The organism is Photobacterium gaetbulicola (assembly GCF_003025515.1).
In the GTDB taxonomy this organism is placed as follows: Bacteria; Pseudomonadota; Gammaproteobacteria; order Enterobacterales; family Vibrionaceae; genus Photobacterium; species Photobacterium gaetbulicola.
Genome location: NZ_PYME01000024.1, coordinates 1 through 25,971, shown reverse-complemented (window position 1 = coordinate 25,971; position 25,971 = coordinate 1). Strand labels below are relative to the sequence as shown.

Annotated in this window: 25 protein-coding genes, 1 other RNA gene and 1 pseudogene; 7 read left to right on the top strand and 20 right to left on the bottom strand. The window is 54.8% G+C overall.

Annotation, left to right across the window (positions count from 1 at the left end; all coding sequences use genetic code 11):
• Window positions 1-14 precede the first annotated feature (14 nt).
• The 11 genes from murG to rsmI all read right to left on the bottom strand — a co-directional run bounded on the left by murG (window position 15) and on the right by rsmI (window position 12,375).
• On the bottom strand, window positions 15-1,088 hold the full coding sequence (murG, locus tag C9J03_RS19190; RefSeq protein WP_044622445.1) for an undecaprenyldiphospho-muramoylpentapeptide beta-N-acetylglucosaminyltransferase: 1,074 nt from the start codon (window positions 1,086-1,088) through the stop codon (window positions 15-17).
• On the bottom strand, window positions 1,075-2,283 hold the full coding sequence (gene ftsW / locus C9J03_RS19185; RefSeq protein WP_044622444.1) for a cell division protein FtsW: 1,209 nt from the start codon (window positions 2,281-2,283) through the stop codon (window positions 1,075-1,077). Before ftsW ends, murG begins: the two co-directional genes overlap by 14 nt.
• On the bottom strand, window positions 2,283-3,647 hold the full coding sequence (murD, locus tag C9J03_RS19180) for a UDP-N-acetylmuramoyl-L-alanine--D-glutamate ligase (RefSeq protein ID WP_044622443.1): 1,365 nt from the start codon (window positions 3,645-3,647) through the stop codon (window positions 2,283-2,285). The genes ftsW and murD overlap by 1 nt, the downstream gene beginning before the upstream one ends.
• 1 nt (window position 3,648) lies before the next feature.
• The gene (mraY, locus tag C9J03_RS19175; protein WP_039459283.1) at window positions 3,649-4,731 is read right to left on the bottom strand and encodes a phospho-N-acetylmuramoyl-pentapeptide-transferase; all 1,083 of its coding nucleotides are present in this window, start codon (window positions 4,729-4,731) and stop codon (window positions 3,649-3,651) included.
• The gene (murF, locus tag C9J03_RS19170) at window positions 4,731-6,119 is read right to left on the bottom strand and encodes a UDP-N-acetylmuramoyl-tripeptide--D-alanyl-D-alanine ligase (protein WP_044622442.1); all 1,389 of its coding nucleotides are present in this window, start codon (window positions 6,117-6,119) and stop codon (window positions 4,731-4,733) included. The genes mraY and murF overlap by 1 nt, the downstream gene beginning before the upstream one ends.
• Window positions 6,116-7,627, bottom strand: coding sequence for a UDP-N-acetylmuramoyl-L-alanyl-D-glutamate--2,6-diaminopimelate ligase (murE, locus tag C9J03_RS19165; RefSeq protein WP_044622441.1), 1,512 nt, complete (start codon window positions 7,625-7,627; stop codon window positions 6,116-6,118). The genes murF and murE overlap by 4 nt, the downstream gene beginning before the upstream one ends.
• Window positions 7,614-9,392: a penicillin-binding transpeptidase domain-containing protein gene (locus tag C9J03_RS19160; RefSeq protein ID WP_044622440.1), complete on the bottom strand. Its 1,779-nt coding sequence runs from the start codon at window positions 9,390-9,392 to the stop codon at window positions 7,614-7,616. Before C9J03_RS19160 ends, murE begins: the two co-directional genes overlap by 14 nt.
• Window positions 9,392-9,712, bottom strand: a complete 321-nt coding sequence (gene ftsL, locus C9J03_RS19155; protein WP_044622439.1) for a cell division protein FtsL — start codon at window positions 9,710-9,712, stop codon at window positions 9,392-9,394. Before ftsL ends, C9J03_RS19160 begins: the two co-directional genes overlap by 1 nt.
• A complete protein-coding gene (rsmH, locus tag C9J03_RS19150; protein ID WP_044622438.1) occupies window positions 9,709-10,656 on the bottom strand; it encodes a 16S rRNA (cytosine(1402)-N(4))-methyltransferase RsmH in 948 nt (315 codons plus the stop codon). Before rsmH ends, ftsL begins: the two co-directional genes overlap by 4 nt.
• A gap of 312 nt (window positions 10,657-10,968) precedes the next feature.
• Window positions 10,969-11,357, bottom strand: an RNA gene (gene rnpB / locus C9J03_RS19145) — RNase P RNA component class A.
• Between the two features lie 157 nt (window positions 11,358-11,514).
• Window positions 11,515-12,375: a 16S rRNA (cytidine(1402)-2'-O)-methyltransferase gene (rsmI, locus tag C9J03_RS19140; protein ID WP_044622437.1), complete on the bottom strand. Its 861-nt coding sequence runs from the start codon at window positions 12,373-12,375 to the stop codon at window positions 11,515-11,517.
• 61 nt (window positions 12,376-12,436) lie between these two features.
• Between rsmI and C9J03_RS19135 the strand changes: the two genes are divergently transcribed.
• Genes C9J03_RS19135 through C9J03_RS19120 form a run of 4 tightly spaced genes read left to right on the top strand, consistent with a single transcriptional unit; the run spans window position 12,437 to window position 15,770 of the window.
• Window positions 12,437-14,263 (top strand): penicillin-binding protein activator, encoded by a 1,827-nt coding sequence (locus tag C9J03_RS19135; RefSeq protein ID WP_044622436.1) that lies wholly within the window; start codon window positions 12,437-12,439, stop codon window positions 14,261-14,263.
• Entirely contained in the window at window positions 14,247-14,615 is a 369-nt protein-coding gene (locus C9J03_RS19130) for a YraN family protein (protein ID WP_082060564.1), read from the top strand. Before C9J03_RS19135 ends, C9J03_RS19130 begins: the two co-directional genes overlap by 17 nt.
• 3 nt (window positions 14,616-14,618) lie before the next feature.
• Window positions 14,619-15,209 carry a phosphoheptose isomerase gene (locus C9J03_RS19125; RefSeq protein WP_039464614.1) on the top strand — a complete coding sequence of 197 codons (591 nt, stop codon included), beginning with the start codon at window positions 14,619-14,621 and terminating at the stop codon, window positions 15,207-15,209.
• 21 nt (window positions 15,210-15,230) lie between these two features.
• Window positions 15,231-15,770 carry a BON domain-containing protein gene (locus C9J03_RS19120; protein ID WP_044622435.1) on the top strand — a complete coding sequence of 180 codons (540 nt, stop codon included), beginning with the start codon at window positions 15,231-15,233 and terminating at the stop codon, window positions 15,768-15,770.
• A gap of 73 nt (window positions 15,771-15,843) precedes the next feature.
• Here C9J03_RS19120 and sspB read toward each other — a convergent pair whose 3' ends face one another.
• The 8 genes from sspB to zapE all read right to left on the bottom strand — a co-directional run bounded on the left by sspB (window position 15,844) and on the right by zapE (window position 22,282).
• On the bottom strand, window positions 15,844-16,335 hold the full coding sequence (gene sspB / locus C9J03_RS19115) for a ClpXP protease specificity-enhancing factor (protein ID WP_039464619.1): 492 nt from the start codon (window positions 16,333-16,335) through the stop codon (window positions 15,844-15,846).
• Between the two features lie 2 nt (window positions 16,336-16,337).
• Window positions 16,338-16,976, bottom strand: coding sequence for a stringent starvation protein SspA (gene sspA, locus C9J03_RS19110; protein WP_039464622.1), 639 nt, complete (start codon window positions 16,974-16,976; stop codon window positions 16,338-16,340).
• Window positions 16,977-17,061: 85 nt separating this feature from the next.
• The gene (locus tag C9J03_RS19105; RefSeq protein ID WP_044622434.1) at window positions 17,062-17,799 is read right to left on the bottom strand and encodes a cytochrome c1; all 738 of its coding nucleotides are present in this window, start codon (window positions 17,797-17,799) and stop codon (window positions 17,062-17,064) included.
• A complete protein-coding gene (locus tag C9J03_RS19100) occupies window positions 17,796-19,061 on the bottom strand; it encodes a cytochrome b (protein WP_044622433.1) in 1,266 nt (421 codons plus the stop codon). Before C9J03_RS19100 ends, C9J03_RS19105 begins: the two co-directional genes overlap by 4 nt.
• A complete protein-coding gene (gene petA / locus C9J03_RS19095) occupies window positions 19,061-19,651 on the bottom strand; it encodes a ubiquinol-cytochrome c reductase iron-sulfur subunit (RefSeq protein WP_044622432.1) in 591 nt (196 codons plus the stop codon). The genes C9J03_RS19100 and petA overlap by 1 nt, the downstream gene beginning before the upstream one ends.
• A 429-nt stretch (window positions 19,652-20,080) precedes the next feature.
• Entirely contained in the window at window positions 20,081-20,473 is a 393-nt protein-coding gene (rpsI, locus tag C9J03_RS19090; protein WP_007464367.1) for a 30S ribosomal protein S9, read from the bottom strand.
• A 15-nt stretch (window positions 20,474-20,488) separates the two neighbouring features.
• A complete protein-coding gene (rplM, locus tag C9J03_RS19085) occupies window positions 20,489-20,917 on the bottom strand; it encodes a 50S ribosomal protein L13 (protein WP_039464635.1) in 429 nt (142 codons plus the stop codon).
• Window positions 20,918-21,184: 267 nt separating this feature from the next.
• Window positions 21,185-22,282 (bottom strand): cell division protein ZapE, encoded by a 1,098-nt coding sequence (zapE, locus tag C9J03_RS19080; protein ID WP_044622431.1) that lies wholly within the window; start codon window positions 22,280-22,282, stop codon window positions 21,185-21,187.
• Between the two features lie 233 nt (window positions 22,283-22,515).
• On the opposite strand from zapE, the gene zapG reads away from it, so the two are divergent.
• From zapG to degS, 3 genes are all read left to right on the top strand, one after another.
• On the top strand, window positions 22,516-22,965 hold the full coding sequence (zapG, locus tag C9J03_RS19075) for a Z-ring associated protein ZapG (protein ID WP_039464642.1): 450 nt from the start codon (window positions 22,516-22,518) through the stop codon (window positions 22,963-22,965).
• A gap of 107 nt (window positions 22,966-23,072) precedes the next feature.
• Window positions 23,073-24,440, top strand: coding sequence for a Do family serine endopeptidase (locus tag C9J03_RS19070; RefSeq protein WP_044622430.1), 1,368 nt, complete (start codon window positions 23,073-23,075; stop codon window positions 24,438-24,440).
• 189 nt (window positions 24,441-24,629) lie between these two features.
• A complete protein-coding gene (gene degS, locus C9J03_RS19065; RefSeq protein WP_044622429.1) occupies window positions 24,630-25,697 on the top strand; it encodes an outer membrane-stress sensor serine endopeptidase DegS in 1,068 nt (355 codons plus the stop codon).
• A gap of 185 nt (window positions 25,698-25,882) precedes the next feature.
• Here the strand turns inward: degS and C9J03_RS27200 are convergent.
• Window positions 25,883-25,971: pseudogene (locus tag C9J03_RS27200) on the bottom strand (group II intron maturase-specific domain-containing protein); the annotation flags it as partial.

Below are 25,971 nucleotides of genomic sequence, written 5' to 3'. Positions count from 1 at the left end.
CACTTTGTCTCGTCTTATTGCTTTGCCAGCGATTTAATCACCTCCGCCACCCGGCGGTCAGCATCCACAATCGCTGCGTCTCGTGCCGCCTGCGCCATCTGGGCCAGCTGTGCACGATCTAATTGTTGTAAGGTATCGGCCAACCCTTCGGCAGTCAGCTCTGGCTGCTCAATCATTTTTGCGGCGCCACACTGCACCAAATGATCGGCATTGAGGGCCTGCTGGCGATCCTTGTGCATGAATGGCACAAACACCGCGCCGAGGCCTGCCGCCGACAGTTCGGAGACCGTCAGGGCCCCCGAGCGGCAAACGACAATGTCAGCCCACGCATAGGCGGCGGCCACTTCGTCAATGAATTCGGTTACTTGGTAATTGTCACCCGGCGCGTTGGCGTATTGTGCGTAATCTTGCTCGGTCTGTGCCTGAGCCCCTTTGCCAGCCTGGTGCCACACCGTGATTTTATCGCCCAGCAAGCCCGCCACTTGAGGCAGTGTTTGATTAAGGATGCGTGCACCCTGACTACCGCCCATCACCAATACCCTGATCGGGCCTTCACGCTCGGCGAAGCGCTGCTCTGGCGCTGCCAGCGACACCACATCCTGACGCACAGGGTTGCCGACAACCTCGCGGTTCGGGAAAGCGCCCGGAAAGGCCTGCAGTACGCTGGAAGCAATGCGTGAAAGCCACTGGTTGGTCAGGCCGGCTACCGCATTTTGTTCATGCAGGATCACCGGTACGCCCGACAACCAGGCTGCGACGCCGCCCGGGCCGCTGACATAGCCGCCCATGCCCAGCACAGCATCGGGCTGCCACGCCTTGATATATTTTCTCGCCTGCAGGATCGCACCGACAATCTTGAATGGCGCAGCCAACAACCGGGTAATCCCCTGGCCGCGCAAGCCCTTAACCTTGATAAAGTCGATCTCGATACCGTGCTTTGGCACCAATTCGGCTTCCATTCGATCAGCCGTACCCAACCAGCGAATGTCCCAGCCTTCTTGCTGCAAGCGCTTGGCAACCGCCAAGCCCGGAAAAACATGGCCTCCGGTGCCGCCCGCCATGACCAGCAGGCGTTTATTCTTGTTCATTGTCATTTTCTTCTACTTCCGGATCCGGCATTGCTTTGGCAGCGATTCGCTGCTCATAATCTATCCGGATCAAAATGGCGACCGCAGTAGCCATAATAAATAAACTGGAGCCACCGTAACTGATCAGTGGCAGAGTCAGGCCCTTGGTCGGAACCATGCCCGCGGCAGCCCCGACATTGACCAAGGTCTGGAAAGCAAACCAGAATGCAAAGCCAAATGCCAGAAAACCTCCATATAACTGCTCGGTCTGCAGGCAGCGGCGGCCGATCATCAGCGCCTTGAACACCAGAGCGAAGATCAGCAGCAGCACGACTGTCACCCCAATCAGCCCGACTTCCTCAGCCAATACCGCAAACACGAAATCGGTATGTGCCTCGGGCAGATACTCAAGTTTCTGAATTGAGTTGCCCAGCCCCTGTCCCAGCCAATCACCACGACCGAAGGCCATCAGTGACTGGGTCAACTGGTAGCCGCTGCCAAACGGGTCATCCCAAGGGTCAAGAAACGACGTCACCCGTCGCCAGCGGTAAGGTTCGAAGTAAATCAGAGAGGCAATACCGACGCCCGCCGTGGCTATCATGACAATGAACTGCCACAGTTTGGCACCAGCAATAAACAGCATACCGACCGTGGTAACGAACATCACCACGAAGGAGCCGAGGTCGGGCTGCTCAAGCAACAAGCCGCCGAGTACAATAAGTACCAGCAGCGGCTTGGCAAAACCGACGAAGGTTTCCCTCACCTGCTGATATTGGCGGACCAGGTAACCCGAAAGAAACAAGAACAGGGAAAGCTTGGCCACTTCAGCAGGCTGCAGGTTGAAAATCCCCAGCGGGATCCAGCGCGATGCCCCGTTAACTGAACGGCCAACGCCAAGGACCGCGATCAGCAAAACAATCGAAAGGATCAGCATCGGCACGCTGTACTGACGCCACTTTTCGAGCGGGATCATCAGAACGAAACTTGCCAGCACCAAAGAGCACACTAGAAAGAAGCCATGGCGCAGGGCAAAGTAGAACGGCATATCTGTCAGGCGGGTCGCGATCGGCACCGAGGCAGAGGTCACCATGACCAGCCCAGTGGCCATCAAGGCCAGAGCGATCCAGACCAGTTGCCTGTCATACGGGCTGTGTGCCGCCGGTTTGGTCATCCAGTCAAAAAACTGCCCCACCCCTTCCTTTACCGCTCCTGCCATCAGCTATCCTTGCCTACTTGATGCTGCAGTGATTGTGCCAATTCGACAAAGGTATCACCACGTACCATAAAGTTAGCAAATTGATCGAAGCTCGCACAGGCCGGTGATAGCAAAATCATGTCACCAGCACGGGCGGTATGCGCTGCTTGCGACATGGCTTGCTCCATCGTCTCAACCATTACCGGCTGCGGCACCAATGGGGCAAACTGATGGCCATCACGGCCAAAACAATAGAGCTGGGTATCCAATGTGGCCAACACCGGGGCCAACTCGGAAAAATCCGCCCCCTTGCCGTCACCACCGACCAGCAAGTGCAGCTTGCCGTCAAGCTGCAGACCGTTAAGCGCGGCCAGGGTGCTCGCCAGGTTGGTCGCTTTGGAGTCATTGACCCACTTTACGCCATGCTGCTCGGCAACCAGCTGACAGCGGTGGGCCAAGCCGTTGTAGCGACGCAGCGCCCGGCACGAGGCCTCGCGGTCAATGCCTGCTGCATCGGCCAGGGCCAGCGCCGCCAAGCTATTGGCCACATTGTGGCGGCCGACCAGGGCAATATCCTTGCTTGGCATGACAGGCTCGCCTGCGATGGCCAGCCACTCCTCGCCGCAGTGCTCTACCAAGCCATAGCGCTCGGTACTATCCGCATTGCCGGCATTGAGGCCAAAACTGACCAGCGCTAGCTCACAACCATCAGTAGCAGGCTTTGTCGCCAGATCTTCGCGGTTGAACACCGCCAGCTCGGTATGGTTGAAGATCCGCATCTTGGCCGTACTGTACTGTGCCAGGCCGCCCGGATAGCGGTCCATATGATCTTCGGACAGGTTGAGGTAGGCCGCGGCTTTCAATGCCAGGTTGGAGGTGGTTTCGAGCTGGAAGCTGGACAACTCGAGGACATACAGGTCGTGATCCTCTGCCAGCATATCCAGCGCAGCCAAACCGATGTTACCACCGACACCGACGTTGATACCGGCCTCTTTGGCCATCTCGCCGACCAGGCTGGTCACGGTACTCTTGCCGTTGGAACCGGTGATCGCCACCACCGGCTTGTCTACCGTCCGGGCAAACAGCTCGATATCACCGACGATCTCAATCCCGGCCGCTGCGGCCTGCTGCAGCTGCGGGGTAGCCAGGGCGATCCCCGGGCTCGAGACAATCATGTCTGCCGCCATCAGCCAGTCCATCTGCCACTGGCCGCTGCAAAGCTCAACCGACGGCGGGAGTTGTTCGCGGCCTGGAGGGTGCTCGCGGGTATCAATGACCTTGATGTCCAATGGCTGAGCCGCCCTCTGCAAATGGTTCACCACCGACAGGCCAGTCATGCCCAGCCCGATCACCACAACCTGTTTTACGCCTTCCAAGCCTTTCATCTTATCTTACCTTCAGGGTTGCCAGTGCGATCAGTACCAGCATCAAAGTAATGATCCAAAAACGCACAATCACTCGTGGTTCCGGCCAGCCTTTCAATTCATAGTGGTGGTGGATCGGTGCCATGCGGAAGATCCGCTGGCCACGCAATTTGTACGAGCCAACCTGCAGGATCACCGACACAGTCTCCATCACGAAGACACCGCCCATCACAACCAGCAGCAGCTCCTGGCGAACCAGTACCGCGATGGTACCCAGCGCACCGCCCAAGGCCAATGAGCCGACATCGCCCATAAAGACCTGTGCCGGATAGGTGTTGAACCACAGGAAGCCCAGACCGGCACCGACGATCGCGGTACAGACGACAACCAGCTCACTGGCATCTTTGAGGTAAGGGATATGCAGGTAGTTGGCAAAGTTGACGTTACCGGTCGCCCAGGCGATGAATGCCATACCGCCGGCTACCATCACGGTCGGCATGATTGCCAAGCCGTCAAGGCCGTCGGTCAGGTTGACGGCATTACTGGTACCGACGATGACAAAGTAGGTAAATACGATGTAGAACAAGCCAAGCTGCGGCATCACATCCTTGAAGAATGGCACCACCAGCTGGGTCGCCACGGTATCCTGGCCGTGCACATACAGAGCAAAGGCCACCCCCAACGCAATCACCGACTGCCAGAAATACTTCCAGCGGGCGATCAGGCCATCGGTATTCTTACGCACCACCTTGCGGTAGTCATCGACAAAACCGACTGCACCGTAGCCCAGCATTACGGTAAGCACCGCCCAGACATACGGATTGGTCAGATCGGCCCACAGCAGCACCGTAATGGCAATGGATGCCAAGATCATGATCCCGCCCATTGTCGGGGTGCCGCGTTTGCTGAAGTGAGACTCGGGGCCATCGTGGCGAACCACCTGGCCGATCTGCAGCAGCTGCAGGCGGGCGATCAGGCGCGGTCCCATCCACAGCGAAATCATCAGCGCCGTCAAGATACTGATGATGGCGCGGAAAGTCAGGTATTCAAACAGTCGAAAAAATGGAAATGTCGATTCCAGTAAATCAGCTAACCAGTAAATCATTATTTATGTTCCTGCAGTGCAACAATCACATCTTCCATGCGGGAGCTACGGGCTCCTTTTGCTAGCACTGTCACTTGGATGTTGTCTTCATTGAGCAAAGGGTCGAGCTGCTGCTGCAGCGTCTCGATCAATGCTGTTTTATCGTTAAAGTGTTGGCCACTGTTGAGCTTACTGACGATTTGGCTGGCATTGCCAAACGTCAGTACCTTATCCAGGCGACGCTCGAAGGCATACTCTGCCACTTCTTGGTGCAGTGCTGCACTGTCATCGCCCAGCTCGGCCATGTCCCCCAATACAAACCAGCGCTGACCGTCGAACCCGGCCAACAAATCGATGGCCGCCTTCACTGAGGCGACACTGGCGTTGTAGGTATCGTCGATCAGACGCAGATTCCGGCGCGGCTCAGTCACATCGGCACGGCCCTTCACATTGGCCACACCGCCCAGCCCCGCCTGTACCTGCTCCGGCGTTGCCCCCATCGCCATTGCCAGCGCAGCGGCGGCAAGCGCATTGGCGACATTATGACCACCAGCCAACGTCAGGCTGACCGGAAATGTTGCAGCGGGGGTGCGCATTGTAAAGCAAGCACGGCCCATACTGTTAATATTTATGTCAAGCGCGTGAAAATCTGCTTCTGGCTGGGTGGCCGAAAACGTCTGCAGCTGATGCTTATCCAGCATCGGCTGCCACATGTCCAGGGCATTGGAGTCAAGGTTGATAACGGCGACAGCATCTTTACCACGCGCTTCCAGGCCTTCGAAGATTTCTCCCTTGGCTTTCGCCACCCCGTCCAGCGAGCCAAACCCTTCGAGGTGGGCAGCGGCCAGGTTGTTGATCAATGCCACTTGCGGTTCGACCAAGTTAGTGGTGTAGGAAATCTCTTTCTGGTGATTGGCACCCAGCTCAATCACCGCGTATTCATGCTCCGGCTTCAGGCGCAACAAGGTCAGCGGGACTCCAATGTCATTATTGAAGTTTCCACCCGTTGCCAGTACCTTGCCTTTCTGCGCCAAGATAGCAGCCGTCATCTCTTTGACCGTGGTTTTGCCGCAGCTACCGGTCAGCGCCACCGTCTTCAAGCCATGGCAACGCTCCATTTCGGCTTTTAGCCAAGCGCCAAGCTGGCCGAGTGCCAGGTGGGTATCGCCGACCACCAGCTGTGGCAGCTCAACCGGTAAGTGCTTGCTTACCAGCAAGGCGGTAGCTCCTTGCTCTTTGGCGCTCTGGCAAAAATCATGGGCATCAAAGCGCTCACCGATCAAGGCGATGAAAAGGGTTTCGGTGCCGATTTGACGGGTATCGGTCGAGACTGCCGAGATCATAGCATCAGCACCAACCAGCTGGCCGCCCAGCACGTCGGCCAATTGAGATAGTTGAACCGGGATCATGCCTTAACCTCCAGCAGCTCGGCGACCGTCTCGCGGTCAGAATAATGAATAGTGCGGTCAGCCAAGATCTGGTAGTCCTCGTGGCCCTTGCCCGCCACCAGCACGATGTCCTCGGCAGCAGCATGGGTAAGTGCCCACTGACATGCTGCACGGCGGTCATGGATGGTCTCGGCCAATTGCGGCTGGGCAAGACCGGCCAGCATATCAGCCATGATGGCGTCCGGCGCCTCACTGCGCGGGTTGTCATCGGTCAGGATCACCCGATCCGCCAGGCTCTCCGCAGCCTGCGCCATCAGCGGGCGCTTGCCGCGGTCGCGGTCGCCGCCACAGCCAAAAATACACCATAGCTTGCCGTGGCAGTGCACACGCAGGGCTTGCAGGGCTTTTTCCAGGGCATCGGGAGTGTGAGCATAGTCAACGACCATCATAGGTTTGTCAGGCTTTTGAAAAACCTCCATCCGCCCGGTTACCGCCTGCAGCCGCGATGCCACCGCTAATAAAGCCGCCATCTCATGTCCTGTCGCCAGCAAGGTAGCCAGTGACAACAGCAAATTAGTGACGTTAAAGGCGCCAACCAAAGGTGCAGTAAACTGCCCGCCCCCCCAGCTGGAATCAAAGACAACGGTCACGCCCTTTGCGCTGTAGTCAACCGATTCCAGCCAAAGTGCCTGACCTTGATGACCAGCGACATTTTCCTGCGCCATAGCAACTGCGACTGCCTGCGGCAGATCAGCAAGCCACTCACGGCCGACTTCATCATCGGCATTGATCACCGCTACACCACTCTGATGCTCGGTAAACAGGGTTTTCTTCGCTGCGGCATAACTTGCCATGTCACCATGATAATCAAGGTGGTCACGGCTCAAATTAGTAAAGATGCTGGCCTTAAACGCCAGGGCTTTCACCCGCCCCTGCACCAAACCGTGAGAAGACACTTCCATCGCAGCAAAGCGGGCACCTTGGAGTGCCATCTTGTCCAGCTCGCAAGGGATTTCCAATGCGCTGCCAGTAGTATTGGTCGCAGGCTGGATCTGACCTAGCAAACCATTACCTGTGGTCCCCATCACACCCGCAGGCTTGCCCAACAGCATTGCCCATTGGGCCAGTATCTGGCTGATGGTGGTTTTACCATTGGTTCCCGTCACGGCAACCACTTCGATCTGTTCATCTGGAGCGCGATAGAAGCGCTTCGCAATCGCCGACAGCGAATCTCCTAGCAAAGGGAGATAAATCACGGCACCGCCGTCGGTATGTTCCAGAGAAGGCTGCTCGGTATCAGCCTCAGCCAATACGACAGCCGCACCGGCTTGCTGCGCTTTGGCGACGAACTTGCGGCCATCGACACTGTGGCCTCTAACGGCAACAAACATCTCGCCAGGCTTTACCTGCCGGCTATCAAGGGTCATCCCCGCAATGGAAATCGCTGCCACGGATTCAGGCAGACAAAAGCCCTCTAGCCATGGCGCTAGCAACTCGCCAATGGAGTGTAATAATTTAGGTTCCGGCATGGGTCTTGCCTCTAAGGTTCACTACATTTAATTCTTCAAGCGTTCCCGCATCCGGCGGGATATTCAAAATCTGCAAGGCACTCTCCATCACTTCGGAGAAAATCGGCGCGGCAATGGCACCGCCGTAGTAGGCATCACCCTGTGGTTCGTTGACCACCACCACCATTGCCAGCCGCGGATTGCTGATCGGGGCCAGTCCCGCCGTCATCGCTACGTATTCATCGCTGTAGCCGCCGGCTGCCGCTTTCTTCGCGGTACCGGTTTTGGCACCGACACGGTAACCCGGCACCGCCGCACGGCGGGCACTGCCGCCCTTGTGGGTGACCAGCTCAAGCATATCTAGCAGCTTGCGGGTTTTCTCCGCCGAGACAACCTGGCGCCCAGGCACCACCGATTCGGTCTTCAAAATAGAAAGCGGACGGTTGACGCCCATCGCCCCCAAAGTGGCATAGGCACGCACCAGCTGGATGGGGGTAACGGAAATCCCGTAGCCGAAAGACAGCGTGGCTCGCTCAAAGTCCGACCAACGGCGGCGATCCGGGAAGAAGCCCTGCGCCTCGCCGATCAAATTGATCCCCGAGGCATCGCCCAGTCCAACACTGCTGTACATCCCCAGCACCGCATCAACCGGCATCGCCAGCGAAAGCTTACTGACCCCGATATTACTGGACTTTTGCAGGATCTTGGCAAGATTAGCCTTACCAACCCGGGACACATCCCGCACCCGGCTACCGCCAATCTGCATCAGGCCGTTACCGGTATCGATAACGGTATCTTCATCGGCAACACCATTTTCCATGGCCGCCAGCACCACAAACGGCTTGATGGTTGACCCCGGCTCCATCGCATCAGTGATCGCCCGGTTACGCATCCGGAAACTCTTCAGCTGGTCGCGGTTGTTCGGGTTATAGGACGGCGCATTGACCATCGCCAGTATTTCACCGGTACGTACATCGACCATCACCACCGACGCCGACGTCGCCTGGTAATCCGCTACCGCCTGCTTCACCGCGCGGTAGGCAACTGCCTGGAGGCGCTGATCGATACTCAGGCTAAGTGGTTGGCCCGGCTCGCGTTTCTTAAGGGAAATATTCTCGACGACCCGACCATAGCGATCTTTGCGCACGGTACGGCGACCCGGCTCCCCGGTCAGCCAGCCATCATAGGTCCGCTCGACGCCCTCCAAGCCGTGGCTGTCAATACCGGTCACACCGATCAGGTGGGCACTGACTTCACCGGCAGGGTAAAAGCGGCGGGATTCATCTTTCAGGCCGATGCCGGGCAACTTGAGCTTGCTGACATAGGCAGCCATGGCAGGACTAACCTGGCGCTGCAGGTAAATAAAGCGGCGCTTGCTGTTGTTTTCAAGCCTTGTCATCAACCCTTGGCGATCCAGCCCCAGCACATCGGCCAAGGCATACCAGCGTTCGGGCTGGGCAAGGCCGTCATTTTTGAAGATCTGGACCGGATCAGCCCACACCGCCTGCACAGGGACGCTGACCGCCAGCTGTTCGCCATTGCGGTCGGAGATGATCCCGCGGGCAGAAGGCAGTGCCTTGACCCGCAGCGAGCGCAAATCACCTTCCTGGATCAACTTGCCAGGCTCAAGAACCTGGATATAAGCCGATCGCGCCAGCAAGGCGACCAAGGCCAGAAAAATACATGTACAAATAACACCAAAGCGCCACGGGATAAATGCCGGTGGCGCTTTCTGGCGACGTTGATTCTGTTTATCAGAACGCTTGAAGGATTTTGTTATTTTCATTACTTAACAATAATTTCGCTATCACGGGATGGACGCTGCATCTCCATCTCCTGTTCGGCTAAACGTTCAATCCGACTATGCTCGGCCAATGAACTTTCTTCAAGGATCTGATTTCGCCACTCGATATCGAGCTGATCCCGCTCAACTAGCAATTGCTCCTGCTGGGCAATCAGCTGGCGTGAATGGTGGGTGATCAGCACCACCCCCATTGCAGAAATCAGTACCAGAACCAACAGTGTCAGCGGAATTCTGCTGACAGAGATCAAATCCCGGCCAATAAGCTGGGCCAGGTTGTCCGTTGGTTCCGGCTGTTGGTTCATAGGCGTTCAGCCAGTCGCAGTACAGAGCTACGGGAGCGAGCATTATCGCTCACTTCATTTTTCGATGGCTTGATCGCTTTACCGACCGGCTTGAGATCCGCACTGCCCAGCGCTTTGATCTGCTCTTCCGTCAAAGGCAAACCAGCCGGTACTTCCGGTCCTTTGCTCTGCTTGCGGATAAAACGCTTAACCATACGATCTTCCAGCGAGTGGAAACTGATCACCGACAGGCGACCACCGGTAGCCAAGATATTCACCGCACCTTTAAGGGCTGTTTCAATCTCTTCAAGCTCGCTGTTGATGTAAATGCGGATCGCCTGGAAGCTACGGGTAGCCGGATGCTTGTGCTTATCCTTGAACGGCGACACATCAGCAATCAGCTTGGCCAACTGAGTGGTACGGGTCAACGGCTCGTTCTCCGGATCCTCGCGGTAAGCCACAATGCCACGGGCAATACGCTTGGCAAAACGCTCTTCACCAAACTCTTTGAGTACCCAAGCAATATCATCGGCTTCCGCTTCTGCCAGCCAATCTGCCGCAGAAATGCCAGATGTTGGGTCCATACGCATATCAAGCGGCCCATCTCGCATAAAACTAAAGCCACGTTCGGCATCGTCCAGCTGCGGCGAAGAAACGCCAAGATCCAATAGCACACCATCGACACGGCCGATCAGATCGCGCTCTTCCATGTATTTTTCCATCCCCGAGAACGGGCCATGGATGATGGTAAAACGTGGGTCATCAATTTTCTGGGCTTCGGCAATCGCCTGAGGATCGCGGTCAATACTGTAAAGGCGTCCGTTTTCACCTAGCTGGGATAGGATCAGGCGGCTGTGTCCACCGCGGCCAAATGTACCGTCGATATAGATACCATCTGGCTTGATGGCCAAGCCATCAACAGATTCATGAAGTAAAACCGAGACGTGCTCAAACTGTTCAGACATAAGTAATTATTCAGCTCTTGTAAAAGCGAGCCAACCCGTTAGTCAACAAGTAGGCATAAAATCCAGTAACAGTGGAAATTCATTAACTTAGGCTATTAAAACGCTGTTTTAAAAGCATTTTCCGCAAATTCCCACCGCAAAGTGTACGTATTTGATAAAAAAGATGTCAAGCCGAGGGCCGCAATTCTAACAATCACTTGAAATTAATCGCGGAGGCTAAAGCAGAGGCCAACGGTAAAATCACCGGGCCCAAAACGACAAAAGGTGATGTAAAGCCTCATTTGAGACCTCACATCACCTTTCGTACTTAAAGGGGTGAGTTGGCCGATGAGCCGGGTTCTGTCCCGCTTGCGCGGTGGTAACCATTCCTCTAGGCCTGCAATCACTCACAGGCTCAAGCAACCTACCCGTCCCCAACGCGGGCCACGCCATTAGGGACCTATTTGGTCTTGCTCCGGGTGGAGTTTACCGTGCCACGAACTATTACTAGCCGCGCGGTGCGCTCTTACCGCACCCTTTCACCCTTACCTGTGCACCACTCCGAAGAATGGGCCATCGGCGGTCTGCTCTCTGCTGCACTGGTCGTAGGCTCGCGCCCCCCAGACGTTATCTGGCACCCTGCCCTGTGGAGCCCGGACTTTCCTCCCCCTCGTCAGTCTCCCAAAGGACATCAACGAAGCAGCGGTTACCTGGCCAACTCAGGCGGGCGATTGTATAGGACTTGGCTCACAGTTACCAGTGAAAAATCCGACAAAACCCAAAAGCGGTGGAAATAGCAACAGGTGGCTATGGGCCATTGGCATGGGGCGCTAGGCGAAAAGCCCCCCCCCCCCAGCCTCTAGCCTCTAGCCTCTAGCCTCAGTCTAGATTTTCAAGTCCCCACTTATACAGCGCGTTCTTCTTGACTCCGTGGATTTCCGCCGCCAGTGCCGCCGCTTTCTTCAGCGGAAGCTCTTTGACCAGCAGGCCCAGGGTGCGAAGCGCATCAGCCGGCAACTGTTCTTTCTCAGCGCGGTGCCCAGCTACCAGCAGCACCATTTCCCCACGGGTACGGTTGCTATCTTCATTCAGCCAGTCAATCAGCTCGCCCAGCGGTGCCCCGTGGATAGTTTCGTAGGTTTTGGTCAGCTCTCGTGCCAGCACCACCTGTCGCTCAGCCCCCAACACCGCCAGCATGTCCGCCAGCGAGTCCATGATGCGGTGCGGTGATTCGTAGAAAATCATGGTGCGCTCGTCATTGGCCAGTGCCTGGAAGCGGTCACGACGCCCCTTGCTCTTTGGCGGCAGGAAGCCTTCGAAACTGAAGCGGTCCGACGGCAGCCCGGCACCACTCAACGCAGTCACAACCGCACAGGGCCCCGGAAGAGGGACAACTTTAACACCCGCCTGACGACAACGGTTGACAAGATGGTATCCTGGATCACTGATCAGCGGCGTACCGGCATCGGACACTAGTGCGATACTGGTACCAGCCTGAAGTTTTTCGATCAGGTAGTCAGCTTTTTGCTGCTCATTGTGGTCGTGAAGCGCAAAGGTGCGGGTCGAGATCGAAAAATGGGTCAGCAGGCGCGAGGTATGTCGCGTATCCTCGGCGGCAATCAGATCGACGTTTGCCAATACGTCCAATGCACGCTGCGTAATGTCCGCTAAATTACCGATTGGTGTAGGTACGATGTACAAAGTTGCGACATCTACCGTGCATGAATTGGTCTCACTCATTTGTCTAAGATCTCATCTGCAATTAATATAGAGAGTAATTTGTCACAGTTGAATGAATTCAATGCTCAATTTTACCCATAAGCGTAAAAGTGTATCACGACTGTTAGCCCCTGTAGCCCTTGCCGTGCTTCTGGCAAGCTGTAGTACCTCTAACCAACCTGTCGTGGTCACCGATATTACAGCCGCCGCTACTGATAGCGCAGCCAATTATCTGATCAAAGCCGAGTCAAGTGAAGGTGCCCAGAGCATCAACTGGAACATCCTGGCCCTCAAAGCGTTGATCAAGGAAGGCCAATGGAGCCAGGCCGAACAACTCGCTGACCGCCTAAGCCGGATGAACATGGATCCGCTGCAGATGGCCGAATGGCAGCTGGCGCGCGCTACCCTGCGCTACCAGCAAGGCCAGCCTAAAGCCGCTCTTGATTCACTCAACTTCCAGCCTTGGTGGACCCTGGCCGACAGCCAGTACCTGCGTTACCATATGCTACGCGCAGAGCTTTACCGCCAGACCAACCAGCCACTCAGCGCCGCCCGCTCGCGTACGGCATTGGATCAGTACCTGAACAATGACCAGAAAGCAGCAAACTGGCAGAACCTATGGCAAGATCTGTCCAACTACAACAACAACCAGCTCCAGTCAGTCACCCTGGCCAGCGATGAAGAAGTGCTGCGCGGCTGGCTCCAACTGGCAGTGCTGAAAAACACCTATTCACAGCGTCCGGCCAAGCTCAAGTCGATGGTCGAAGAGTGGCTGGGTAGCCACCCTTACCACCCGGCCAATCAATACCTGCCGACCGATCTCGACAGCATCATGTCACTGGAAATTGCCCAGCTCGACAATGTTGCCCTGCTGCTGCCGCTATCCGGCCGCTTTGAACAATCCGGCAAGGCCGTTCGCGATGGCTTTATCAATGCCATGCTCGACGACACCGGCCGCGAGGCCGAAACCGAGCTGACAGTCTTCGACACCGAAGCGGAAAGCATGGCTTCCATCATGGCCAAGCTGGAGCAAAGCGGCGTCGAAATGGTGATCGGGCCTCTGCGCAAGGAAAAAATCACCGAGTTCCAGCGCGCCAACAGCAGCAACATTGCCTTGCTTGCCCTCAACGAGCCGGATCCGAGCAAGCTGACCCAAGATAATGCGTGCTACTTCTCGCTCTCGCCGGAGCAGGAAGCGGAGCAGGCCGCCCGCCACCTCTTTGCCAAGGGACACCAGTACCCGATGGTGCTGGCACCGGGGAACAGCTTCGGCAGCCGCGTTAGCAACGCCTTCATCGAACAATGGCAGCAACTGACCGGTAATACCCCGGCAACCCGCCAGTTCAGCTCGCGCAAGCAAATCCAGCAGGAAATTGCTGCGGTATTTGGCCTCACCGAGAGCCAAAGCCGTATCCAACAGATGCAGCAGGTGCTGGGGATGGAGCTTGAAGCCGAGCCACGAAGCCGCCGTGATACCGATGCGGTTTACCTGATCGCCAATGTCAACGAGCTGACTCTGCTCAAGCCGTTTATCGAAGTGTCTATCAACCCGGACGCCTCGCAGCCGAAGCTTTATGCCAGCTCGCGCAGCTACCCGGATCGTACCGCGGATACTTCTGAAATCCGTGGTATCGAGTTCAGCGATATCCCATTGCTGATCGACGCCAACCACAACTTCATGAACCGCTATGAAGAGCTGTGGCCAGATAGCAGGAATACCGATGTCCGACTTCATGCCTTCGGGATGGACGCCTACAAGATGGTATCCGAACTGCCACAAATGCGTGTGGTCGATAACTACACCACCCAGGGCAATACCGGCCAGCTTAGCCTCGATGACCAGTGTGTGATCCAGCGCCAGCTCAGCTGGGCCATCTATACCGGAAACGGTATTGAGCCGGCTCAATAAGCGCCAACAAGGGCAAACCTACGAGGCCATGGCCGAGCAGTACCTCTGCCGCCATGGCCTGCTCCCCCATACCCGCAATTTCCAGTGCCGTAGCGGCGAAATCGATCTGATCATGCGCCATCGCCAGTGCTGGGTCTTTGTCGAAGTCAAATTCCGCAAAAACAACCATTACGGTTCGGCCGCAGAAGCGGTAAACTGGCGTAAACAACAACGCGTTAAACGTGCAGCCTTGTTGTGGCTTAAGAAAAATGGCTTGGCCATTGAACACACTGAGTTTCGGTTTGATGTGGTATCGCTCGAAGGCACACCACCGCGAATCGAATGGTTTACCAACACCCTAGTAGAAGGTTAATCCATGCTAGAGAGCATCAAAGAAAGTTTCACCGAAAGCATCCAAACCCAGATTGCCGCCGCCGAGGCCCTGCCAGACGCAATATCACAGGCAGCCCAGGTGATGGTGCAAAGCCTGCTCAATGGCAACAAGATCCTCTGCTGCGGTAATGGTGGCTCGGCGGCGAATTCTCAGCACTTTGCTTCTTGCCTGATCAACCGTTACGAAACCGAGCGCCCTAGCCTGCCTGCTTTGGCTCTGACAGCAGATACCACAACCCTGACAGCCGTCGCCAACGACTATCACCACGATGAAGTCTTCTCCAAACAAGTAAGGGCACTTGGCCAGGGCGGTGACATCCTGTTTGTGCTGTCAACCAGCGGCAACAGCAAGAACATCATCAAGGCCATGGAGGCTGCACTGACCCGGGATATGACCATTATTGCCCTGACCGGTAAAGATGGTGGTGAAATGGCCGGGCTGCTGGGTATCCAGGATGTCGAGATCCGTATCCCCTCGCAACGGACCGCCCGGATCCAGGAAGGCCAGCTATTGGTGGTTCACTGCCTCTGCGATCTCATCGACAAGGTTCTGTTCCCCCATCACGAAGGATAGATCGATACAAGGAAGGTAATCATGAACTGGCGTCTGCTAATTGTTCTCCTACTGACGCTGGGCCTGCAGGCCTGCGCGGCCCTGGATCCTGCCGATACCCGCTCGACCAAGCAGCAATGGTATGATCAGGAAATTGAAATGGAAGTTGGCGGTCTGGCCAATAAGCCCCCTTACCGCCAGCATACCCGAGTCAACGCCGTTGCAGTGGAAGGCAAAGTGTTGCTGGTTGGCCAAGCGACCGAGCAAAGATACAGCCACCAATTGGAGCAACAAGTCCGTGAGCTAAAAAACGTCAATACGGTCTACAACCAAATCCAGATCCGCCCGCTGCCCCAGTTTGGGGAATTCAGCAGTGACAGCTGGCTAACCACCAAGGTCAAAGCCCAGCTTATTGGCAGCAAAAAATTGAGCAATGCCACCATCAAGGTGATCACCGAAGGCCAGGAAGTGTTCCTGCTCGGCTATGTCAGCCGTGAGCAGGGCAACATTGCCGCCGACATCGCCCGCAATGTTTCGGGCGTCAAGAAAGTGGTCAAGGTGTTTGAATACCCTAAGGATTAGGGGGTACGACAAGAAAGCCCAAAAAAAACGCAGCTTTCGCTGCGTTTTTTAATTGGGTTATTGGACCGTGAGATTATTTCACGACACGCAGGCTTGGACGGCCACGCGGGCGAGGTGGCTCATCGTCAGGCTCAATATCCGATACCGCTTCAGTCACCGGCTCAACAGGAGACAGGGTATCCTGTGGCTGCTCTTCGATATCATCAAGCTCTTCGATATCCGCCATATCCGTCGCATAGGCCGGCTCTGGCTCGAACATGGTACCAGCGCCATTTTCACGCGCATAAATCGCCATCGCAGCGTAAAGCGGAACAATCACCGTGTGAGGTCGGCCGCTGAAGCGGGCGCTAAAGCTGATCGCTTCGTTACCCAACTCCAAGTTGCCCACCGCGCGCGGCGCAATGTTCAGAACAATCTGACCATCACTGACAAATTCCATCGGAACCTTGACACCCGGCAGCGTCGCATCCACCACCAAGTGCGGGGTCAGATCGTTATCTACCAGCCAATCATAGAAAGCACGCAGCAAATACGGTCGACGCGGTGTCATGTTGTCGATGTCCATCATTACTTGCCAGCCAAACGCATTTCGCGCTCTGCTTCAGTCAATGAGGCCAGGAATGAATCGCGCTCGAAAACACGGGTCATGTAGTTTTTCACTTCCTTGGCGCCAGCACCAGTTAGCTCGATACCCATTTCAGGCAAACGCCACAGTAGCGGTGCCAGGTAACAGTCAACCAAGCTGAACTCTTCACTCATGAAGTATGGGAACTCAGCAAATACCGGAGCAAGAGCCAACAGCTCTTCGCGCAGCTGCTTACGTGCCTTCTCAGCTTCGTCGGCAGTTCCTTTATTTACTTTTTCAGCCAATGTGTACCAGTTACGTTCGATACGGTACATCATCAAACGGCTGTTACCACGAGCAACAGGGTAAACAGGCATCAATGGTGGATGAGGGAAACGCTCATCCAGATACTCCATAATGATGCTTGCTTGGTAAAGTGCAAGCTCACGGTCAACCAAAGTCGGCACAGAGTTGTACGGGTTTAGGTCTAGCAAGTCTTCCGGCAGGTTGTTTGGGTCAACCAGCTCGATTTCAACGCTTACACCTTTTTCTGCTAGTACGATACGCACCTGATGGCTGTAGATGTCAGAAGCATCAGAATACAGAGTCATCACAGAGCGTTTATTGGCAGCAACAGCCATTAACCCCTCCAGTATACTTAAATACACAAAAAGCAACGGGGGCACCGGCCCCCATTGCGAGATTCTAACCCACTAGATTACCTGATCAGTGGACATCACGCCAATATTCTTTCTTCAACAGTAATGTTAGTACAAAGAATACGACGATAAAGCCCATCACCCAGTAACCCAGACGCTGGCGTTCCAACTTCATCGGCTCGGCCGAATATTCGAGGAAATTGACCAGATCGCGTACCGCCTCGTCATATTCGTCATCATTCAGCTCACCCGTACCGTCAGACTTGATCCCAACGTATTCCTGTACTTCTTCCCCGTCAATCAAGCGGGTTTCATACACCTTGGTCGGGACACCTTGCAGCTCTTCCAGCACATGGGGCATCCCCACACTCGGGAACACCACGTTGTTGACCCCAAACGGACGGCTAGGATCCGCATAGAAGGAGCGCAGGTAGGTGTAGAGCCAGTCACTGCCGCGAACACGGGCAACCATGGTCAGATCCGGTGCCGGCGCCCCAAACGAGGCCGCCGCATATTCGGTCGGGATGGCATTGACCATCAGATCACCGATTTTAGCTTCAGGATCGAAGATCATGTGCTCCTTCATCAGTGCCGCCGGGATCCCCAGATCCGTCGCCACCCGCTCGTAGCGCTGGTACTGGGTCGCATGACAGCCGAAACAGTAGTTCATGAAGGTCTGGGCACCGCGCTGCAGCGAGGCTTTGTCGGTCAGATCATTACCGGCTTTGTCCAGTGGCACCGACGGGCCCGCCGCCATAGCCAGAGACGGCAGCAGGGCAAATAGCATGACAATCAACTTCTTCATTTGAATGTTACCCTCTCTGGTAGTGGTTTGGTTGCTTCGTTCTTGCTGTAGAAGAACAGCAAAACGAAGAACATGAAGTACGCAAAGCTGAAGATCTGCGCCAAGATGGTGTACGTCGGTGTTGCCGGCAGTGCACCCAGAATACCCAAGGCAATGAAGCTAATGGTGAACTGGACAATATTGGCCAAGTGCAGCTTGCTGCGGTAGCGGTACGAGCGCACCTTGCAGCGGTCAAGCCAAGGCAGTAGGAACAGTGCCACAATCGAGGCCCCCATCGCGACCACACCCAGCAGTTTGTCCGGCACCGCACGCAAGATGGCGTAGAACGGTGTGAAGTACCATACCGGTGCAATGTGCTCAGGGGTCTTCAGCGGGTTGGCCGCCTCAAAGTTAGGTGGCTCAAGGAAATAACCGCCCATCTCAGGATTGAAGAAGATCACGTAGCTGAACAGGAAGGCAAACACAGCAATCCCCACCATATCTTTTACCGTCCCGTAAGGATGGAAAGGAATCGAGTCGATGATGTCGTACTTCTTGCTGTAGTACTCGTGGAACGGGAACTGGGTCTTATAGTCTTCTCCCTTACTCCCTTTCGGTAGCTTGGTTTCGATGCCATCCGGGTTGTTCGAGCCCACTTCATGCAGCGCTAGGATATGCAGTACCACCAGCAACAGCAGCACGATTGGCAACGCAATCACATGCAGGGCAAAGAAGCGATTCAGGGTTGCCCCTGAGATCACGTAGTCGCCGCGGATCCATAGCGTCAGATCATCACCGATCACCGGGATCGCGCCGAATAGCGAGATGATCACCTGCGCTCCCCAGTATGACATTTGGCCCCAAGGCAACAGATAGCCCATGAAGGCTTCAGCCATCAGTACCAAGAAAATCAACATCCCGAACAGCCACAGCAGTTCGCGGGGTTTCTGGTATGAACCGTAAATCAAGCCACGGAACATATGCAGGTAGACCACGACAAAGAATGCCGAGGCACCGGTCGAGTGCATATAGCGCAGCAGCCATCCGTATTCGACATCACGCATGATGTACTCAATCGAGGCAAAGGCCCCCTCGCCGGACGGCACGTAGTTCATGGTCAGCCAGATCCCGGTAATGATCTGATTGACCAAGACCAGCATCGCCAGTGATCCGAACAGGTACCAGAAGTTGAAGTTCTTCGGCATCGGGTATTCTGACAAGTGCTTCCGATAAGCATTCATCACCGGCAGGCGTTTTTCAAACCATCCAAGTAACGCATCCATTAGGCCACCTCCTCATCGACACCGACCAGAATGGTATTATCATCCAGGAATGTATGAGGCGGCACGACCAAGTTCAATGGTGCGGGCACCCCGGCAAAAACCCGGCCAGCCATATCGAACTTCGACCCGTGGCACGGGCAGAAGAAACCGGCTGAAATACCGCTGACTTGCTCACTGAAGGTATTCGGTAAATAGGTCGGTGAACAGCCAAGGTGGGTACAGATACCTACGGCTAGAAAAATTTCAGGTTTCACTGAACGAAATTGATTTTGGGCGTATTCGGGCTGCTGCGGTTCCGCCGAAGACGGATCGCGAAGCTGGCCATCATGGCCACCCAACTCTTTTAAAACAGCATCGCTACGGCGGACTACCCAGACAGGTTTACCACGCCACTCGACGCGAACCATCTGGCCTTCTTCCAACTTACTGATATCAACTTCAACTGGGGCACCCGCGGCTTTTGCTTTCGCGCTCGGGTTCCATGATTTGATAAAAGGCACGGCTACAGCGGCTGCACCTAAGCCTCCAACAACCGAAGTCGTCGCAGTCAGGAAGCGGCGTCGGCCGTTACTTACTGGCGCATTGCTCATCCAACATTCTCCCATGTGCTCCCGCTCTGGATTATTATTATGTCCTTGTGCGTCCCTGGAGCTTACGGCTAACTTTCAACGGAAAGAAACAACAGCTACCCCTTCCAACCCGGAAGGCTAAAGTAGTGGTATAAATCTGTTGCTTATCACGCCAAATGATAAAGAAAACCCCACTTTTTGACAAGATAAAGCTACCTTTTCGCAACAAATGTGAGAGGTATGTTCTTTTTGTTACACCAGGTAATGCAAACAGCTGTTGTAAAGCAGATTTAGGCTACAGAAAGAGGGAAGAAAAAGCACAGAGGCAGGGCTAGATGCAGAGGGTTTGTTGCTTAGATGTGACAATGGCCACCTAACAGGCAATAAAAAAGCCCAACCCGAAGGTTGAGCTTTTGCACACAATTCCCAGAAAAAATCTGGAGCGTTGAATTAACGCTTAGAGAACTGTGGACGACGACGTGCTTTACGTAGACCAACTTTCTTACGTTCAACGCGACGAGCGTCACGAGTAACGTAGCCAGCTGCACGTAGAGCAGGACGTAGAGTTTCATCGTACTCCATTAGAGCGCGAGTGATACCGTGACGGATAGCACCAGACTGACCAGTGATACCACCACCTTTAACAGTGATGTATAGGTCAAGCTTCTCAGTCATTTCAACTAGCTCTAGAGGCTGACGAACAACCATGCGAGCAGTTTCGCGACCGAAGTACTCTTCGATGCTGCGCTTGTTGATTACGATGTTACCAGTACCCGGTTTAATGAAAACGCGAGCAGCTGAGCTTTTGCGGCGACCAGTGCCGTAGTATTGATTCTCTGCCATTGTCATCTTCCCCAATTAGATGTCTAGAACTTTAGGCTGCTGTGCAGCGTGGTTGTGCTCAGCACCAGCGTAAACTTTCAGCTTACGGTACATAGCACGGCCTAGAGGACCTTTAGGAAGCATGCCTTTAACAGCAGTCTCGATAATCATTTCTGGTTTCTTATCAAGAAGCTTGTCGAAGCTGATAGACTTCAGACCACCGATGTAGCCAGTGTGGTGGTGGTACATCTTGTCAGTGCGCTTAGCACCAGTTACTGCAACTTTTTCAGCGTTGATAACTACGATGTAGTCACCAGTGTCAACGTGCGGAGTGTACTCCGGCTTGTGCTTACCACGTAGACGAGATGCGATTTCAGTTGCTAGACGACCAAGAGTTTTACCTTCAGCGTCAACAACATACCAGTCACGTTTTACAGTTTCTGGTTTAGCAACGAAAGTTTTCATGCTAATTCTTACCCAAAATTAAATAGTTTCACTTTACAGGAGCAGCAATGCTCCCTCTGTACAGAGCCCTCTCATCACCCCTTCGAGTGGTTGGCACTCCCGGCTTTTGCCGTTACAGGTACGGTGGGTCGCAAGATTATAGGGAAGGGTGGAGAAAAAATCACCTTTTTTTGAAAAAAAATTATGATTTTTTCTCTGGCAGGGTTTAAGGCCTAAAACAACAGCTTATCAAGCGCTGTTTTGGGCGAATTTAGCACCGATGAGGCATTAAGGAAGATGTGGACTGGCCAGGTAGTCATGGCTCTGCATCTCGATAAGCCTCGAGCAACAGCGCTTGAACTCGAAAGCCAGCCGTTTGCCCCGGTATAGCTGCGCCAAGTCGACCTCGGCGGAGAGGATCAATTTGACGTTGCGCTCATAGAATTCATCCACCAAGGCAATAAAGCGGCGTGCGGCATCGCTGTCGTCCTCGGCCATCTGAATCACCCCCGAAAGGAGCACGGTATGGTAGAGCTGCGACAGCTCCATATAATCGCTCTGACTCCGGGCCGTTTGGCATAAAGTGGCAAAATCAAAATGGATCACCCCTTCCCCCTCATGCCTGAACGGCAAGGCCCGGTTGTTGATCTCTACCGTCCCCCCCGTGCGGTGCTTGCCCGCCGCCAACTGCTCAAAGTAGCGGCACATATTCTGCTCTGCCTGCTCATCGAGAGGGAAATGGTAGATTTCGGCCTGCTCAAGCGTCCGCAGCCGGTAATCCGTTCCCGAGTCAACATTGACCACCTCGCAGTGGGTATTAAGCAGGTCGATAGCCGGAAGGAAACGGGCCCGTTGTAGCCCATTGCGGTACAGCTCATCCGGCGGAATATTCGAGGTGGCCACCAAGGTGATCCCCCGACGGAACAGGGCCTCGAACAAGGTACCGAGGATCATCGCATCGGTGATATCAGACACAAAAAACTCATCAAAACAGATGATCTCAGTTTCCGCGGCAAAGCGCTCGGCAACCACCTCAAGCGGATCGGCCTGCTGCTCCAGCAGCTTCATCTCCTGATGCACCCGGTGCATGAAACGGTGGAAATGAACCCGCATCTTGCGCTCTGTCGGGAGGCAGTCGAAAAAGGTATCCACCAGGTAAGTCTTGCCTCGCCCGACCCCGCCCCAGAAATAGAGCCCTTTGACAGGGGCTGGCGCTTCGGCCGGGCGGCGCATCAGGCGATCGACCCAGCGGCGAGTGGGCACCGGCCTAGGGGCCAGGAGCCGATGGTACAAATCGTCGAGGTGACGCACCGCCAATGCTTGGGCCGGATCGGCAACGAAGTCACTACGCTTCAGATCTTGTTGGTATTTCTGCTGTGGGGTCATCCTTGTTAAGCCCAAAACGTCATTCTCCATGTGCGTGATAGTACCATGCTGCTTCATGTACATGTATAGTATCTAAACAAGTAGATGAAGTTGACGTGCTATTCAGCACCAATTAAATTTTGATGTTATACAACAGGTATGATGATGTACGTTCACCATTTCGCCCCGCAGGCGAGCCTGCCCATGGTGCCGTAATCCCCCCTGTCCCTATATAAGAGCAAAAGGAGTTTTTCATGGCTTGGATTTATGCGCTGCTGATTTTCATTGCCGGTGCCATTGTCGGTGCCTTTGCCACGAGGCTGAGCAATAAGGGCTTGAAACAGCAAAAAGAACTGAAGAAAGAGCTGGATAAGTCTAAATACGAACTCGAGCAGTTCCGCCAGGAGCTGGTTGATCACTTCGCCCAGAGTTCAGAGCTACTCGATAACATCGCCAAAGACTACGGTAAACTTTACGAGCACATGGCGAAGACATCTACCGAACTGATGCCGAACCTGCCGGATCAGGACAACCCGTTTTCACGCCGCATCAGTACTTTGGAAGCCGTGAAAGACGTGCAAGAGACCCAGGAAGAGCAGCCACGCGATTACGCCAACGGCGCAACCGGCCTGCTGAAAGACCAAAAACCAGAGCAAATTTCTGAAGAGCCTAAACCGGTCGCCGAAGAATCCAAGGCGAGCTAAAATTTCTCAGGAACTAAACACCCGTTTTCAAGTCTGAGATTAAGCAGGCATATCAAGCTACTAGGACGTTGCCTGCGCTTGGACTTGAAAACCGGAGTTTAGTAATAATGAAAAAAACATTACTTGTTTTAAGTGCCCTGACCATTGGCATCAGCTCAGTTATTACCCCAGTGACGGCAACCGCCGCCCTTCCCCAGTCAGTCAACAACCAGCAAGTACCCAGCCTGGCCCCGATGCTAGAGCAGGTAACACCAGCTGTGGTCAGCATTGCCGTTGAAGGTAAACAAGTATCCAAACAACGCTTACCTGAGACGTTCCGTTTCTTTTTCGGACCTGACTTCCCTGAAGAACAAATCCGCGAGCGCCCTTTCCGCGGGTTGGGCTCGGGGGTCATTGTCGATGCTGACAAGGGCTATATCGTCACCAACCACCATGTCATTGGCGGTGCCACCAAGATCCTGGTTCAGCTGCATGATGGCCGTGAGGTCTCTGCCGAGCTGATCGGCAGCGACGAGATGTCTGACATCGCCCTGCTCAAGCTCAAAGATGCAGCCAACCTGACCGAAATTAAGCTGGCCGACTCCGACAAATTGCGTGTCGGTGATTTCGCGGTCGCCATCGGTAACCCGTTCGGCCTCGGCCAGACCGTTACCTCGGGGATCATCTCGGCCCTCGGCCGCAGCGGCCTCAATATCGAGAACTTCGAAAACTTTATCCAGACCGATGCCGCCATCAACAGTGGTAACTCTGGCGGCGCCCTGGTCAATCTCAACGGCGAGTTGGTCGGGATCAACACCGCCATTCTCGGTCCTAACGGCGGCAACGTCGGCATCGGCTTTGCCATTCCGGTCAACATGGTGAAAAACCTGACCGAGCAAATCCTCGAATTTGGCGAGGTCAAACGTGGCGTGCTTGGCGTACAAGGCGGCGAGCTGACATCCGAACTGGCGGAAGCCTTCGGTTATGAGACCAACCACGGTGCCTTTATCAACCAGGTAATGCCGGACTCCGCTGCGGAAAAAGCCGGCTTGAAAGCCGGTGACATTATCGTGTCAGTCAATGGCAAGCAGATCCGCACCTTTGGCGAGCTGCGGGCGAAGATTGCCACCCTGGGTGCCGGCAAGCAGGTGTCACTGGGTATTGTCCGCGACGGCAAGGCCATTGATGTGACCGCCAAGCTTAAGGAAGCCTCGGTCAACAAAGTGAAAGCGGACAGCTTGCACGAAGGCCTGGCCGGCGCAGAATTTGCCAACACCACCTCCAGTGACGGTAGCAAAGGGGTCAAAGTCACCAGCCTGCAGGAAAACTCCGAAGCAGCCCGTTACGGCTTGCGTGAAGGCGACATCATTCTCGGCGTCAACCGTCAGCCAATCCGCAACCTGGGTGAACTGAGAAAAGCCCTGGATAAGAAACCAAGTGTGCTGGCTTTCGAAGTGAAACGAGACAACAGTATCCTCTACCTCATCATCCGCTAGTTAGCCCCATCGGCAGTCGGCCGCCGCCGACTGCCAAGCCCCTTTTCCCCGATGTATAAACGGCTTGGTTTAGGCTGCGCTTGCTGTTCATTATTGGTTAAAATAGCCCGCCAATACTTGGTATCTTGTCTAAGGTAATGATACCCTCTTCGACTGTTATCAGTAGTTTATTCATTCAAGGGAGCGCACATGCTGGCTTTTTTGGCTAGATCCATCTTGCTTGGTGTCGTTACGGCCATTGCCCTGCTGCTGATCTTCCCTGATCTCCGGACCCAAATGCTCAATACGCCCCAGGTATTGGCCCCGATAGAGCTCAACCAGCCGCAAGTCTCTTTTAATTACGCAGTCCGCCGGGCCTCTCCTGCCGTGGTGAATATCTACAACCGCCGCTACAATGCCGACGACCGCTTACAGCTCAGCACCCAGGGCCTAGGCTCGGGTGTGATCATGAGCGACAAAGGCTACATTGTTACCAATTACCATGTCGTTGCCCAGGCCGATCAAGTCATTGTCGCCCTGCAAGACGGTCGCATCCTCACCGCCCAGTTGATCGGTAAGGATCAGCGTACCGACTTGGCGGTGCTGAAAATCCAAGCCGAGAACCTGCCGGTGATCCCGACCAGTACCGACTACCGCCCGGCAGTCGGCGACGTCGTACTGGCCATCGGCAACCCTTACAACCTCGGCCAAACCACGACCTATGGCATCATCTCTGCGACCGGACGCTCGGGAATGAGTTTCTATGGCCGTCAGGACTTCCTGCAAACCGATGCCGCCATCAACGAAGGGAACTCCGGAGGCGCCTTGGTCAATACCCGCGGCGAGCTGGTCGGGATCAATACCGCCTCTTTCCAGCAGGCCACCGACATTGAAACTTACGGTATTTCTTTTGCCATTCCCTACGAGCTAACCCAGAAAATCATGAACAAACTGATTGCTGACGGCAGGGTCATCCGAGGTTATATCGGTATTGAAGCACGTGATATCAACCCGGTTATGGCCAGGCTCTATGATGCCGAGCAAATCAACGGGATCATCGTGATGGGCATGGATCCCAACGGGCCGGCGGCCAAAGCCGGCTTCAAGGTACAAGATATCCTGATCGGAATCGATGGCAAGCGGGTGACAGACCGCCGTAACGTGCTGGATATCGTCACCGAGCTCCGTCCGGGCACCGAAGTCAGCATGAAGGTGCTGCGCAACGGCCAGCCAACCGATCTAACCGTCAAGATCGGCGATGAGCCGAATGGGTATTAATATTTAATAGTGCTGTGGTGCTGTGGTGCTGTGGTGCTGTGGTGCTGTGGTGCTGTGGTGCTGTGGTGCTGTACAAGCTAGCCTGAAGGCGTCATAACTTCAATGACTTTCAACTTTCCCTGACTGTTGGTCAATCTTCCATTTTTAAAAATCGAGTAGGAGGAGGCCTCACGGCCTCCGTCCTCTCACACCACCGTACAAGCGTGGGTCGCATACGGCGGTTCCGAATATATTTTCAGTGACTCATACCCATCTCTCAATGAGTACATGCCCA